Below are 14,106 nucleotides of genomic sequence, written 5' to 3'. Positions count from 1 at the left end.
AACCGACTTGCGAGTCTCTCGAAGGTTTTGGGCCTTAATGGTACCTATTATGCCTTATCCACATTGAAATAATGCGCCTGCGGATGGGCGAACACCATAGCGGATACGGATGCTTCCGGCTCCATCATATATCCGTCGGTCAAATGAACTCCGATATCGTCCGGCTTCATTAAATCGAACAGCAAAGCTTGGTCTTCCAAATTCGGGCAGGCGGGATAACCGAACGATACGCGCATGCCGCGGTATCTCGCGCCAAGCCGCTGCTTCATCGTCATATCTTGCGGATCCGGGAATCCCCAAATGTCTCGCATCATATGATGCAAACGTTCGGCGAAGCCTTCGGCCACTTCCAGAGCGACAGCTTGAATCGCATGCGAGCGCAGGTAATCTCCCTGTTCCTTCAACGCGTTGGCTTGTTCCCGTACTCCATGCCCCGCCGTGACGACCATAAAGCCGACATAGTCCATGACGCCGCTCTCGATCGGTTTCAAATAGTCGGCCAAGCATAGGAACGGTTCCACATGCTGACGCGGGAACGAGAACGTTTTAAGCACTTTGCTCCGATCTTGCGGATCGTAAACAATAATATCGTTGCCGGAAGATTGCGCAGGGAAGAACCGGTACATTCCGTGAGCCTGTATCGTATGTTTCGCCATCGCTTCCTGCAGCATGCCGTCTACCGTTTCCTTCAACTCGAGCGCTTTCGGATCGCCGGCGGCCAGCAACTTCTCCACCGAGCCGCGCAGGCCAAGATGATGCCCGAGCAGCATCTGCATATTGACGTAAGGGATAATGTGCCCGAGCGGATAATCGCGCAAGATATGGCGGTCCAAGTCTGGCGGAACGGAAACCGGGACATCCTGCGACACGTCGGAACGAACGGCTCTCGTCAGTTCCGGGAGCGGCTTCTTGGCGACTTCCTCTTCGCCCGCCGATTGCCGCGCGGCTTCGATTTCTTCCATCATGATTGCGCGCTGCTTCGGATCCATCAATTTATTGGCGATATCCAAGCCGTCCATCGCATCTTTCGCATACAATACCGCGCCCTCGTATTCCGGCAAAATGCGCGTTTTCGTAAATTTGCGCGTCAGCGCGGCGCCGCCGACCAAAATCGGGACCTTGATGCCCGCATTGCGCAAGTCTTGGGCGGTCGTTACCATTTGCTGCGCCGACTTGACCAGCAAGCCGGACAAACCGATCGCGTCCGGGTTTTCCTTGCGGTACGCTTCGATCAATTGCTCCGGCGGCACTTTGATCCCCAGATTCACGATTTGAAACCCGTTGTTGGACAATATAATTTCCACCAGGTTTTTGCCGATATCGTGGACATCGCCTTTCACCGTTGCGAGCAATATTTTCCCTTTCACGCTCGTTTCGTTCTTCTCCATGAATTGCTCGAGGAACGCGACCGACGCTTTCATCACCTCGGCGCTTTGCAGCACCTCGGCCACGATCAGTTCGTTATTGTTAAACAGCCGGCCGACCTCTTCCATGCCGGCCATGAGCGGTCCGTTGATCACTTCAAGCGCCGTATATTTCTTAAGCGCCTCTTCCAAGTCGGGAATGAGCCCTTCCTTCGTTCCCTCGACGACATAGGAAGCAAGCCGCTCTTCCAAGGTCAGATTCGTCGTTTTTTCTTTTTTGACGACTTTCTTCTCGCGAAAAGCCGCCACGAAAGCGGCGAGCGTATCGTCGTTCGTGTCGTATAACAGAGCTTCCGACAGTCTCCGTTCCTCTTCGGGTATGGAGGCGTACCGTTCCAGCTTCTCCGTGTTTACAATCGCGTAATCCAGACCGGCTTTCGTACATTCGTACAAAAAGACCGAGTTCAACACTTCGCGGCCGGCTTCCGGCAAGCCGAACGAAATATTGCTAATTCCCAAAATCGTTTGGCATTTCGGCAACGCCTGTTTAATGAGCCGAATGCCTTCGATCGTTTCTTTCGCGGAACCGATATATTGCTCGTCTCCGGTACCGACCGGAAATACAAGCGGGTCGAAAATGATGTCTTCCGGCTTCATGCCGTATTTATGCACAAGCAAATCATGCGATCGCTTGGCGACTTCAAGCTTATCCTCGCGCGTGATCGCCTGTCCGCGCTCGTCGATCGTCCCGACGACCGCAGCCGCGCCGTACTTGTGGATCAGCGGCACGACTCTTTCGAATTTTTCTTCACCGTCTTCAAGATTAATGGAGTTAATGATCGCTTTCCCTTGCGAATAGGTTAACGCCAGCTCGATGACGGAAGGGTCGGTCGTGTCGATGACGAGCGGCACCTTGACTTTTTTCGCGACAAGCTCCAAAAATTGCTTCATATCGGACGCTTCGTCCCGGTCCGGATCCTGCAAACAGACGTCGATCACATGCGCCCCGCTCTTCACCTGGGCCCGGGCGATTTCCGACGCTTCTTCGTATTTGCCTTCCGCAATCAACCGTTTAAATTTGCGCGAACCGAGAACGTTCGTTCTCTCTCCAACCATATACGGACGGTTTTCGTTCTCGATGTATACCGTTTCGATGCCGGACACGGCCGGCGGATGCGAGCCGAATTCCGATCGAGGCTTGTAAGCCGAGAGCGTCTCCGCAAGAACGCGAATATGTTCGGGCGTCGTTCCGCAGCAGCCTCCCGCGATATTTAACCAGCCTTGCTCGGCGAAGGCGGCCATTTTTTTGGCAAGGGATTCCGGCGATTCGTGGTAATGTCCGTTCTCGTCGGGGAGGCCCGCGTTCGGGTAACAACTGATCGCGGTGCCCGCGATCTCCGATAACGAACGGATATGGTCGCGCATAAATTCCGGTCCTGTCGCGCAGTTCAATCCGACGGAAATCGGGTTTAAATGCTCAAGCGAAATGTAGAACGATTCGATATTTTGCCCCGCAAGCGTCGTGCCCATCGGTTCGATCGTCCCCGAGATCATAATCGGCAACGTGCGGCCAGCCGTTTCAAACGCGCGGCGAATGCCGATGCTGCCCGCTTTCACGTTAAGCGTATCCTGCGAAGTCTCCAGCAGCAGCGCATCCACGCCGGCTTCGATGAGCGCGAGCGCTTGCTCGTAATAGCTGTCCTCCAGTTCCTTGAACGTTACGCCGCCGGTTACCGACAGCGTCTTCGTCGTCGGTCCCAGCGCCCCGGCTGCATAACGCGGCCATTCCGGCGTGGAATACTTCTCTACGGCGGCGATCGCCAGCTTCGCTGCGGCAAGGTTAATCTCTGCCGCGCGATCCTGCAAACCGTATTCGGCCAGAACGACGCTTGTCGCCCCAAACGTATTCGTCTCGATAATATCGCTGCCCGCTTGAAGATACGCTTCGTGAATCCGCTGAATGACATCCGGACGCGTCAAAACGAGCATTTCGTTGCAGCCTTCCAATTCTTCTCCGCCGAAGTCGTCGGGAGTCAAATTTTCTTGCTGAATCATCGTGCCCATCGCACCGTCCAGAATTAATATTTTCCGTTTTATTTGATCTTGCAGATTAGGTTTCGTCAAATCTCCAACAACTCCTTCACTCTCCGCCAAAACGTTAAGACTTAGTTTACCAGAATACGAATGAATAGAAAAGCATTAATAGTCGACACCATCCGTAAAATCCACTATAATTAACTATAATATCGATCAATTAACTTGGAAAGAAGGGATTAGCTTGGCAGAAATTCGAATCCGGAATACAAATGAACGCATTTCAGGCGAAAATAATGTACGAGAATTTTTAACGAGTCAAGAAGTGCTTTACGAACATTGGGACAAAAATAAATTGCCTGCCGAACTGCAGGAACGCTTCGTCTTGAGCGATGAGGAGAAAAATCAAATCCTCTCCACATACAATGAAGAAATTCGCGATTTGGCAGCCCGCCGCGGTTATACGACGTGGGATATTATTTCGCTGTCCGACGCTACGCCGAATTTGGACGAATTGTTAAAAAAATTCGAGCAAGTGCATACCCATACCGAAGACGAAGTGCGCGCCATCACAGCGGGCAAGGGCATTTTCATCATTAAAGGCGCGGACGATGTCGGCTATTTCGATGTGGAACTGGAAGCGGGCGATGTCATTTCCGTACCCGAAGGTACGCCGCACTTTTTCACGCTGATGGATAATCGTCAAATTGTCGCGGTTCGCTTGTTCATCGAAACGGAAGGTTGGATCGCGCATCCGTACGAGGACCCGAGTTTTCAAAAATAATGAGAAAAAGCATGCCGGGCGTTTTATCCAGGCATGCTTTTTTATTTCATTTCACTTCAAAGTTTTTTTGCGGCATCGAATGCATATCGCGTGCGGTCACATGAGCGATCACATGGTATTGTCCCGGTTCGGCGAACTGCTTCTCAATTTGGTATACGCCATCCTTCGTATGCTTGCCCTCGATTTTCTCATGCTGTTCCTGATCGTCTCTCCAAATTTCGAACAATACTTCCCGCGCGTCGTCAACGGGATCGCCGCCTTGCGTCACCTTCGCCTCGATCACCGCTTTTTCCTGGGCGGCAAACGATTCCGGATTCAAACGGATCTCCACCTTGATCGGTACGAGCGATTCGTCCCCCATATCCATTCCGTTTTGGTCCGCTCCTTGATCCTGAGCCCCGCAGCCCGCCAGCAGAACGATGACAAGCATCAATGCAGACATCCATCTGATTTGCAATTTCACTCCAACTCAATCCTTTGTTCCGTTCTCAAATTACGATTTCGCTTTATTCAGTTTTTTAATATCCTTGATCATTTGATCGTAAGGCACATCCTCTACACCGCTATACCGGGAATATACCGTGCCCGATTTGCTGACGAGGAAGAACGAAGTTCCGTGAATGAATTGATCGGAATCCGCTTCTCTTTCTACGATTGTTTTGAACGAAGTGTTGGCGAATTGTTTAATATCGTCAAACGAGTACCCGGTCAGAAAATGCCAATTCGCAAAATCTACGCCGAACTTCCCTCCGAACTGCTCCAACACTTCCGGCTTGTCCCGTTCCGGATCGACGCTGAACGATACGATTTCGAGCTCCAACCCTTCGGCTTTGGCGCGTTTCTGCAATTCCGTCATATTAAACGTCATGGGCGAGCAAACCGTTACGCAATTCGTAAACACAAAATCGGCGATCCATACCTTTCCGGCCAGATCGTCTTTCCCGAACGTTTGCCCGGTTTGATCCGTGAATGAAAACGATCCGATTTCCCAGCCTAGTCCCTTGGAGCTGCCGCCCCCTCCGCAAGCGCTGAGCAAAATCATCATACTTGCCAATATGGCTATAACTTTTCTCACAGTTTATCCCCCTTGCAGCTATTATATAACCCATTGTACCGATTTCGAATGGCTCTGTCGGGCCATTTTCGTTATATAATTGTGACATTTTTGAATCAATATGCCGTTAAGCTCAAAAAAAAACCCGTCATTCGCGAACGGAACAACGGGAAACGCTCGAAGATGTCGTCTTCGGAAGGCGGAAAGTTATCGTTCGGCGATAATTCGATGCAATTCGGATAGATGGCGAATTTCGTAATCCGGGACGATTTCGCCATTGCGTACGGCGCCTCTCCGATTGATCCAAACCGCCGGCATGCCGACTCCCAAAGCCCCTTTTATATCGGTTGTCAGCTTGTCGCCAACCATCAAGCCTTCATGCGGCTCGATGTCGAGCTTTTCCATCGCATATCTAAATATGGAGCCGGCAGGCTTGCCTTCGCCGAACGAGCCGGAAATGACGATATGATCGAAATAAGGAATTAATGCGGGTACGCCGTCCAATTTTTCTTGCTGCAAATCGGGCGAACCGTTCGTCAGCAGCAACAGCTTGAAGCTGCCTTTCAACTGATCCAATACGGCGAACGTTTCTTCGTATACGTACGGACGGGTTCTGCGTTCGGCGGCGAACCGCTCCGCAAGCTTTGCGCCTGTCTCCGCGTCATCGATGCCTAACGCCTTCAAACCGCGCGTCCACGCGTCTTTGCGATAAGCCGGTGCCAATTGCTGCAGCTTCCGGAACTCCGGCTGTTCCCCTGACGTAAAATTTCCCCATAACGCTTCAAACGGGTTAATGCCGATCATCTGCGTGAACGGGAACGTATCGTACGTTGCGTATAACGCTCTCGCCTCCGTGCGTACCGCCTGCTCCAGTTCCGACGGATCGATGCCCGGATGGCTTTGCCGCGCAGCTTCGCAAGTCGCTTCAAACGCTTCCTGTACGCTGCGGTCGTCCCACAAGAGCGTGTCGTCCAAATCAAATAATACCGCCTTAATGGCCATGTTCCTCTCCCTTTCCTGCGCAAGTTTCTTCTATATATAGAGGTTGTTCACTTTTCTTCTACTTCCGCCTGATCTTCCCGCTTTTCTTTGTTTTCGAACGGCACGTTGTTGGCTTTGGCGAATTCCTCCAACCGTTCGGCCATCGCCTGCGTGTCGTATCGGTTCGTCAAACGCGAAAATACCCAAGCAGAACCTTTAATACTCGGCTCAATGACGACATAACCTTTCTGAACCGTAATTTGCTTGATTTGCCCCGCTTCTAAACGGCGATCCCGATTCAGCCGGCGCGTCATCACCGATGATTTGCCGACTGCCAAATAAGGCCGGCGGAATATAAAAGTGACCCCGAGCAAAATGTACAATCCGATCGTAACCCAATAGAGAGTCGACGAAGTTTCCGGCGTTACGCCGGCCGTCATCACGGCGTACATCAGCGCAAACCCGATCAAAACCGTAGGCAATATAATGCTGCGGCCCAAAAATTTATCGAATTCCGACTTGGATGCCGTGGTGATTGTTCCTTTCCCTTGCTTCTTCCGCGCACGGTTAACCGCTTGCGTATTTTTGCGAACCATTCTTTCCCAAGAACGAGACATGTGAATTGATCCTCCTATAGCTGATATCGCGTTTGACTTTTATTTTCCGAACGATGAAGAAGCCGCGCCGAAATGATTCGAATGCGATTAATGCTTAATCGTATTCGAATTTTCGTCTACGAATTCGATCGAATCCAATTGCTGACGAAGCGACCGTTTGAAGCCTTCGATATACTGTTTGCGCAGCTTTTCGCGTTCCAACGTTTCTTCTTCCGTCAAACCGACGGATTTATGTTTGCGCGCCAACTCGTTAATTCGCGCGACCAAAGCATCGATTTCCATGTTGTCCCTCCTCCACGTTTACTGCGTGAAACCGATTGTAAACATAGTACATTCTTTACTTTGACATGTACATAACAGGTTGTCAAGGGAATGCGAATAGCCCAGGCGCTCACTCGCCTGGGCGTTTCATTATATTATGAAGGTAAGCTGGGATGCAAGCGAGGAAACCTGCGGTTAAGGAATAGATAGCAGTTCCCCGGCCTGAATGGCGGAAGTACGTTTATGGTTCAATTTCTTCATATCTTCAATATAATTGCGAATGTCCATACGTTCAGGCTTATAACGCTTGGCGATGCTCCACATCGTTTCGCCTTGCGTAACGATAATTTGTTTGGCGGGGGTCGATTCGAACGCCCATTCGTCATCGTCTGAAGAGGCAAATGCCTTGACAATGCCGAAACTGGTGAGCAGCAGCAAGACCGCAGCAAATAAGAAAACTTGCCCAACCTTGCGGTTTTGCCGAACTTGACGGTCCGTTATGAGCGGCGAATCATGATAAATGCTCTTATAAGTACTGTATTGGTTGATCATATATCAACACCCCAAACACTTGTTCTATTTACGATATCCACATCATAACACGAACACTTGTTTGAGTCAATCCGTTTTTCGAACGTTTGTTCTTTTTTTGTTTCTTTCCTATTGAAAATATTTAGAACTTACGTTTGTGCGAACTGAAGTTCTATGGTATAATTTTGATAAAAAGCATTGGAGTTGATACGGCAATGTCCAAGTTATCAAATCGGCAGCAAGCGATTCTGGAATTCATTCGCAACGAAGTACGGGCTAAAGGCTACCCTCCTTCGGTACGGGAAATTGGCGAAGCCGTAGGTTTGGCTTCAAGTTCAACGGTACACGGGCATCTCGACCGGTTGGAGAAGAAAGGGCTGATACGCCGCGATCCGACCAAGCCGCGTGCGATCGAAATTTTGGGCCAGGAAGACGAGCAAACCCATTTATATACACATTCGATTACCAAAGTTCCTGTCGTCGGGAAAGTAACGGCCGGCATGCCGATTACGGCCACCGAGAATATTGAGGATTATTTCCCGCTGCCCGAACATTTTGTTGGGGATCATAACGTATTTATGCTATCGGTCATCGGAGACAGTATGATCGAAGCCGGCATTCATAACGGAGACTATGTCATCGTTCGGCAGCAACAAACCGCGGATAACGGAGACATTGTCGTGGCGATGACGGAGGATGACGAAGCGACTGTGAAAACGTTCTACAAAGAAAAGGACCATATCCGCCTTCAGCCGGAGAACGCCACGATGGAGCCGATTCGTCTCAATCATGTCACCATCCTCGGCAAAGTGATCGGCGTATTCCGCGATATCCATTGATCGGTTACATAGGTTGGATAAAGAGCTTTTACCTCGAGCCCTTGCGGCTGCACGTTTTTCCAATTGCATTGCGGAAGGCTTGCTTGTAATTACAAAGCCAATTCCGGGCGCTAAGTCGCCGATGAAGGCTCGACGCATCCGACTTATTGATCTATACTGCTTAAGGAGACGAAGAACGTCCCGTTTCATTCTTAACGAATGAAAGCGGGGCGTTTTTGTCATTTATGAAGGAGGAACGATTCGATGTTCGAAGAAGTTTACGATCAATTTATTCAGCGCCATCTAGCCAGCAGAACGGGAGAACGCCGGGGCCGGCTGGAAAGAGGGCATCGGCATGCCGAGTCCTTATTTCTCAGAAACGTATGGTGGCCGCTTCGCGGGAATTTGGAGCATCTCCATCCCGAATACGAAGTGCTGGATTGGCGGGGACGAACCTACTTCGCGGATTTTGCATGGCTGCCCGGGCATGTAAAGCTGATTATTGAAGTGAAAGGATACGCTGCCCACGTACGGGAGATGGACCGGCAAAAATATTGCAACGAGTTAAACCGCGAAACATTCCTGCATGCGATGGGATATCAAGTCATCTCCTTTGCGTACGACGATGTGGAACAGCATCCCCAATTATGCATGACATTGCTGCAAATGGTGTTAAGCAGATATTTGTCCAATCAGACTCCAGCGTCGCGCGCTTCGTTCGCCGAGAAAGAAATCATTCGTTTCGCTATCCAATGTGCCGGTCCGATCAGGCCGAAGGATGTGGAACGTCATCTGGACGTCAATCATAAACCGGCCGTCCTCATGCTGAAACGATTATGCGCCCAAGGTTGGCTCCTCCCCTCTTACCGCGGCAACGGAGAACGAATCGTTCGGTATGAACTGGCGCCCGGAGTATGGAATTACTTGGATTAGCTCCAAAATCAGGCGCTAATTCCCCTGATATCCTAAGAATATCGAAATTAGCGGTAAATCCTACCGTTAATAGAAGCCACATCTTCATCGCAGCCAAATTGCTCAAAATTAGCGCCAGAAATTCCAGCTAGTTTCGATAAACTAGCCAGTTACTCCAAAATAACAGTAGCAAATACCGCTAATTGATATGTTTCCGGGTTGATGGGCCCCCGCTCGGCGCTGCAGATGTATAAAAAAAGAGCCCGCAAGGGCTCTTTCCATTCGAGAATAATCTTAATATAAGGTCATGTATTGGTCGCGTTCCCATTGATGGACCCGGGTGCGGAACATATCCCACTCGATCTCCTTCAATTCGTAGAAATGCGCGAACGCATGATCGCCCAAGGCGGAATGGATCAATTCGCTCTTCGCCATTTCGACGAGCGCTTCCTTCAAATCGGAAGGCAAGCTAGGAATGCCCTCCTGGATCCGCTCTTGCTCCGACATGACGTAAATGTTGCGGTCCGTCGGCGCGATCAGCTCAAGTTTGTTGACGATGCCGTCCAGACCGGCTTTCAGCATGACTGCCAGAGCCAAATACGGGTTCGCCGCAGGATCCGGGTTGCGGACTTCAACGCGCGTGCTCAATCCGCGCGATGAAGGAATGCGGATCATCGGGCTGCGGTTGCAAGCGGACCAAGCCACATAGCAAGGGGCTTCATATCCCGGCACAAGGCGCTTGTAGGAGTTCACCGTCGGATTCGTAATGGCGGCCATGGCGCGCGCATGCTTCAAAATGCCGGCCATATATTGACGCGCTTCATCGCTTAATCCGAGCTTGTCCGACTCGTCGTAGAACGCATTTACTTTGCCTTTAAACAAGGATTGATGGCAGTGCATCCCCGAACCGGCTTCACCAAACAGCGGTTTCGGCATGAAGGTCGCATGCAGGCCGTGTTGTCTTGCGATCGTTTTGACGACGAGTTTAAAGGTTTGAATTTGATCGGCGGCTTTTACCGCGTCGGCATATTTAAAATCGATTTCGTGTTGCCCCGGCGCCACCTCATGATGGGAAGCTTCGATTTCAAATCCCATCTCTTCCAACGTTAATACGATATCGCGGCGGCAGTTTTCCCCGAGATCCGTCGGAGCCAAATCGAAATAACCGCCATGGTCGTTCAATTCCATTGTCGGATTGCCCTTCTCGTCCGTTTTGAACAAGAAAAACTCCGGTTCCGGCCCGACATTCATCGTTGTGTAGCCGAGCGCTTCCGCTTCTTTCAAACAACGCTTCAAAATGCCGCGAGGGTCGCCGCTGAACGGAGTGCCGTCCGGCATGTACACATCGCAGATCAAACGGGCGATACGATCTTCCGCGACCCAAGGATAGATGAGCCATGTTTCCAAATCGGGGTACAAATACATGTCGGACTCTTCGATCCGCACATAACCCTCGACCGAAGAACCGTCGAACATCATCTTGTTGTCGAGCGCTTTCGGCAGTTGGCTTAAAGGGATTTCCACATTTTTGATCGTACCGAGCAAATCCGTAAATTGCAGACGAATAAATCTAACGTTTTGTTCTTTCGCGATGCGTAAAATATCCTCTTTCGTGTAACTCACAGTTTCTCTCCCTCGCCTTATATTGTTTATTTATTGTAAAAACGGGACAGCTCGCCTTGAATCATCGTAACTTGTCCTGGTTTTCTACCGTACATAATTTGCTGCTTCAAAATGCGATGCAAATCGGTATCCGTAAGTTCTTCCCGCTTCGCTCCGTTCTCTTTCTTGATCGCAGTCGCTTCCTCGGACTGTTCGATCGGCGTCATTACTTGTTTAATTCCCGCAATGTTCACGCCTTTTTCGATTAAAGCCTTGATTTCCAGCAGCCGATCGACGTCGTTAAACGAGAACATACGTTGATTCCCGGCAGTGCGCACAGGATTGACCAGCTTCTGCTGCTCATAGTAACGTATCTGTCTTGCTGTCAAATCGGTCAGCTTGATGACGGTTCCGATCGAGAAAAGCGCCATATTTCTCCGCAATTCATCCCCCATCATGCATCCGCCTTTCAATTATTTTAATCTGTACTCATTTTAACTTTTGCAAAAAAAGGTGTCAAGATATGTTAGATAACTTTACAATACCTTTTTTTATCATCGCTTCGACGGCGGTCAGCACGCCGAATTTCACGTGGGCGTACGTTAGTCCGCCTTGCATATAAGCGATATACGGCGCGCGAATCGGAGCATCGGCCGACAATTCTAGGCTGCCGCCCTGGATGAATGTTCCTGCGGCCATAATAACCGGATGCTCGTATCCGGGCATGTCCCACGGCTCGGGCACGACATGCGCGTCTACGGCCGCCGCCTTCTGAATTCCTTGCACGAATTGGATCAAATGTTCAGCGCTTGTAAATTGAATCGCCTGGATCAAATCGGTCCGGCCCTCGTCCCAACGCGGTCGCGTCGTAAAGCCGAGGCGCTCGAACATGGCGGCGGCGAACACGCTGCCTTTGACCGCTTGTCCAACCAATGTCGGCGCAAGAAATAGCCCTTGGTAGATCGAGCGGGTCGTGCCGAGCATCGCTCCAACGTCCGACCCGATGCCCGGCGCCGTCAACCGGCAGGCGGCCAAATCGACCAAGTCCCGTCTGCCGGCAATATATCCGCCGGTTTCCGCCAAGCCGCCGCCCGGATTTTTGATTAAAGAGCCCGCCATCAAATCGACGCCCGCCTCGGTCGGTTCTTGCACTTCCGTAAATTCTCCGTAGCAATTGTCGACAAAGACGATCGCGTCGGGTTTGATCGCTTTGACGCGCCGCGCCATCTCGCCGATTTGCTCTACTGTAAACGACGAGCGCCAATCGTAGCCGCGCGAACGCTGAATGCCGATCACCTTCGTCCGGCCGGAGACGCTGCGTTCGACTTCCGCCCAGTCCACTTCCCCGGTCGGGTGAAGCGGAACTTCGCCGTAGCCGATGCCGAAATCTTGCAGCGAGCCCGTTCCGTCTCCCGGTTTGCCGATCACTTTATGAAGCGTGTCGTAAGGTCTTCCTGTAATATACAACAGGTCGTCGCCCGGTCGCAATACACCGAACAGCGCCGTCGCAATCGTATGCGTCCCGGAAGCAAAATGCGGCCGCACCAGCGCGGCCTCCGCGCCGAACACATCCGCATAGACTTCGTCCAATATTTCCCTTCCCCGGTCGTTATACCCGTAACCGGTCGAGCCGGCAAAATGAAAATCGCTAACTTGCCGGCGTTGGAATGCCCGGATCACCTTCCACTGATTCGCTTCGACGATTCGCTCCACCTCGCGCAGTCTCCCGGCGATCATCTCTTCCACTTGTTCTTTCGCTTGTAACAATGCTTCCGTAAATATCGTCATTTCGATGGTCTCTCCCTTGCTGCAATTGCTTATTATTCGCTGTACGGCTCCAGCTTGTAGCCGTGAATGCCATAGTCCGACTTGTGCAGCCTGACATGGAAAACAAGCGTCCCATCCTCCCGCTCGTCTTCGGTCCGCTCCAATACTTCCCCGCAACGGTAGAGCAACGCGATCGCATCTCCCCGATCTGCCGGAATGCGGAAAATGCGCGTGTCCCCCATCAGCTTCTCTTGAATTGCCGTCCGGATCCGTTCAAGGTCGGCCGGGCGGTATGCGCTGATCTTCAGAAAGTCATCGCCTGCCGGAAGCAATTCCAGTCGCTCCGGGGAACAAATGTCGATTTTGTTGAACAGCGTAATTTGCGGTTTATCGGCCGCCCCGAGTTCCTGCAATATTTGATCGACGACCTCCATCTGCTCCTCGCGCATGTCCGAAGAGCAATCCACGACATGCAGCACTAAATCCGCCTCGCATACTTCTTCCAACGTAGCGCGAAAGGCGGCGATGAGATCATGGGGCAAATTTTGAATAAAGCCGACCGTATCGGTCAAGACCACTTCCTTGCCGCTTGGCAGTTCGAGCGTACGCGACGTCGGATCGAGCGTAGCAAACAACCGGTCTTCCACATAGACGTCCGCATGCGTCAATTGCTTGAGGAGCGTCGATTTGCCCGCATTCGTATAGCCGACGAGCGCCACTTGATAAATGCCCGTCTTCTTGCGGCGTTCCCGATGCAGCTGACGATGCCGAACCACCTCTTCCAATCGCCTCTTCAACTCGCCGATGCGTCCGCGAATATGGCGCCGGTCCGTTTCCAGCTTCGTCTCCCCCGGCCCGCGCGTTCCGATGCCGCCGCCGAGGCGCGACAAATTTCTGCCATGGCCCGATAGCCGCGGCAGCAAGTAAGTCAATTGCGCCAGCTCGACTTGAATGATCCCTTCCTTCGTTTTCGCCCGTTGCGCGAAAATATCCAATATGAGCTGCGTCCGATCGATTATTTTCATATCAAGCGCTTCTTCCAGGTTGCGCACTTGCGCGCCGGCCAATTCTTGATCGAAAATCGCCGTATTCGCACCGAGCTCATCGACAAGCGCCTTCAATTCTTCCACTTTCCCTTTGCCGACGAACCATTTGGCGTCCCGCGTCTCCCGCTGCTGCGTCATCGTCGCAAGCACCTCGACGCCGGCCGTCTCTGCCAGCTTGATCAATTCTAGCAGCGATTGCTCGTAATTGATCTCATTCCGTTTCATTTCACTGGTAACAAGGCTGACCAGAACCGCCCGATCCTGCACCTGGCGTTCCGTATCGTAAGTCGTTTTTGACATCGAAAATGTTAGCTCCTTTTGTCCGTTCGCGCCGA

At 51.5% G+C, this 14,106-nt stretch carries 14 protein-coding genes; 3 read left to right on the top strand and 11 right to left on the bottom strand.

Annotated elements, in window-relative coordinates:
• Positions 1–47: 47 nt before the first annotated feature.
• Positions 48–3,488: a methionine synthase gene (metH, locus tag KQI79_RS14040; protein ID WP_216538873.1), complete on the bottom strand. Its 3,441-nt coding sequence runs from the start codon at positions 3,486–3,488 to the stop codon at positions 48–50.
• A 154-nt stretch (positions 3,489–3,642) separates the two neighbouring features.
• Between metH and KQI79_RS14035 the strand changes: the two genes are divergently transcribed.
• Positions 3,643–4,182, top strand: a complete 540-nt coding sequence (locus tag KQI79_RS14035; RefSeq protein WP_216538872.1) for a 1,2-dihydroxy-3-keto-5-methylthiopentene dioxygenase — start codon at positions 3,643–3,645, stop codon at positions 4,180–4,182.
• Positions 4,183–4,228: 46 nt separating this feature from the next.
• Here the strand turns inward: KQI79_RS14035 and KQI79_RS14030 are convergent, their stop codons facing one another.
• From KQI79_RS14030 to KQI79_RS14005, 6 genes are all read right to left on the bottom strand, one after another.
• The gene (locus KQI79_RS14030) at positions 4,229–4,645 is read right to left on the bottom strand and encodes a FixH family protein (RefSeq protein WP_367398197.1); all 417 of its coding nucleotides are present in this window, start codon (positions 4,643–4,645) and stop codon (positions 4,229–4,231) included.
• 30 nt (positions 4,646–4,675) lie between these two features.
• Positions 4,676–5,257: an SCO family protein gene (locus KQI79_RS14025; protein ID WP_216538871.1), complete on the bottom strand. Its 582-nt coding sequence runs from the start codon at positions 5,255–5,257 to the stop codon at positions 4,676–4,678.
• A 186-nt stretch (positions 5,258–5,443) separates the two neighbouring features.
• Positions 5,444–6,238: an HAD family hydrolase gene (locus tag KQI79_RS14020; protein ID WP_216538870.1), complete on the bottom strand. Its 795-nt coding sequence runs from the start codon at positions 6,236–6,238 to the stop codon at positions 5,444–5,446.
• A 47-nt stretch (positions 6,239–6,285) separates the two neighbouring features.
• The gene (locus tag KQI79_RS14015) at positions 6,286–6,834 is read right to left on the bottom strand and encodes a methyltransferase (RefSeq protein ID WP_216538869.1); all 549 of its coding nucleotides are present in this window, start codon (positions 6,832–6,834) and stop codon (positions 6,286–6,288) included.
• 87 nt (positions 6,835–6,921) lie between these two features.
• Complete coding sequence (locus tag KQI79_RS14010; RefSeq protein ID WP_216538868.1) at positions 6,922–7,116, bottom strand: DUF896 domain-containing protein; 195 nt, start codon at positions 7,114–7,116, stop codon at positions 6,922–6,924.
• A 174-nt stretch (positions 7,117–7,290) separates the two neighbouring features.
• Positions 7,291–7,647, bottom strand: coding sequence for a LysM peptidoglycan-binding domain-containing protein (locus KQI79_RS14005; RefSeq protein WP_216538867.1), 357 nt, complete (start codon positions 7,645–7,647; stop codon positions 7,291–7,293).
• A gap of 194 nt (positions 7,648–7,841) precedes the next feature.
• Between KQI79_RS14005 and lexA the strand changes: the two genes are divergently transcribed.
• Entirely contained in the window at positions 7,842–8,465 is a 624-nt protein-coding gene (lexA, locus tag KQI79_RS14000) for a transcriptional repressor LexA (protein WP_216538866.1), read from the top strand.
• 243 nt (positions 8,466–8,708) lie between these two features.
• The gene (locus KQI79_RS13995) at positions 8,709–9,377 is read left to right on the top strand and encodes a DUF559 domain-containing protein (protein WP_216538865.1); all 669 of its coding nucleotides are present in this window, start codon (positions 8,709–8,711) and stop codon (positions 9,375–9,377) included.
• Between the two features lie 273 nt (positions 9,378–9,650).
• On the opposite strand, the gene glnA is transcribed toward KQI79_RS13995, so the two are convergent.
• The 4 genes from glnA to hflX all read right to left on the bottom strand — a co-directional run bounded on the left by glnA (position 9,651) and on the right by hflX (position 14,071).
• Complete coding sequence (gene glnA / locus KQI79_RS13990) at positions 9,651–10,979, bottom strand: type I glutamate--ammonia ligase (RefSeq protein WP_216538864.1); 1,329 nt, start codon at positions 10,977–10,979, stop codon at positions 9,651–9,653.
• A 26-nt stretch (positions 10,980–11,005) separates the two neighbouring features.
• Positions 11,006–11,413 carry a MerR family transcriptional regulator gene (locus KQI79_RS13985; RefSeq protein WP_290370052.1) on the bottom strand — a complete coding sequence of 136 codons (408 nt, stop codon included), beginning with the start codon at positions 11,411–11,413 and terminating at the stop codon, positions 11,006–11,008.
• A gap of 61 nt (positions 11,414–11,474) precedes the next feature.
• Entirely contained in the window at positions 11,475–12,746 is a 1,272-nt protein-coding gene (locus KQI79_RS13980) for a methionine gamma-lyase family protein (protein ID WP_216538862.1), read from the bottom strand.
• A 32-nt stretch (positions 12,747–12,778) separates the two neighbouring features.
• Entirely contained in the window at positions 12,779–14,071 is a 1,293-nt protein-coding gene (hflX, locus tag KQI79_RS13975) for a GTPase HflX (protein ID WP_216538861.1), read from the bottom strand.
• Positions 14,072–14,106: the final 35 nt, after the last annotated feature.

This window comes from Paenibacillus sp. MSJ-34 (assembly GCF_018918005.1).
Lineage (GTDB): Bacteria > Bacillota > Bacilli > Paenibacillales > Paenibacillaceae > MSJ-34.
This window is presented reverse-complemented; position numbering and strand designations above follow the sequence as displayed.

Bases quoted from the DNA above. Each gene is read 5' to 3' on its own strand.
- KQI79_RS14015 (WP_216538869.1), bottom strand. From the start codon at position 6,834: ATGTCTCGTTCTTGGGAAAGAATGGTTCGCAAAAATACGCAAGCGGTT.
- lexA (WP_216538866.1), top strand. From the start codon at position 7,842: ATGTCCAAGTTATCAAATCGGCAGCAAGCGATTCTGGAATTCATTCGC.
- KQI79_RS13980 (WP_216538862.1), bottom strand. From the start codon at position 12,746: ATGACGATATTTACGGAAGCATTGTTACAAGCGAAAGAACAAGTGGAA.
- KQI79_RS13995 (WP_216538865.1), top strand. From the start codon at position 8,709: ATGTTCGAAGAAGTTTACGATCAATTTATTCAGCGCCATCTAGCCAGC.
- KQI79_RS14020 (WP_216538870.1), bottom strand. From the start codon at position 6,238: ATGGCCATTAAGGCGGTATTATTTGATTTGGACGACACGCTCTTGTGG.
- hflX (WP_216538861.1), bottom strand. From the start codon at position 14,071: ATGTCAAAAACGACTTACGATACGGAACGCCAGGTGCAGGATCGGGCG.
- KQI79_RS13985 (WP_290370052.1), bottom strand. From the start codon at position 11,413: ATGGGGGATGAATTGCGGAGAAATATGGCGCTTTTCTCGATCGGAACC.
- KQI79_RS14010 (WP_216538868.1), bottom strand. From the start codon at position 7,116: ATGGAAATCGATGCTTTGGTCGCGCGAATTAACGAGTTGGCGCGCAAA.
- KQI79_RS14005 (WP_216538867.1), bottom strand. From the start codon at position 7,647: ATGATCAACCAATACAGTACTTATAAGAGCATTTATCATGATTCGCCG.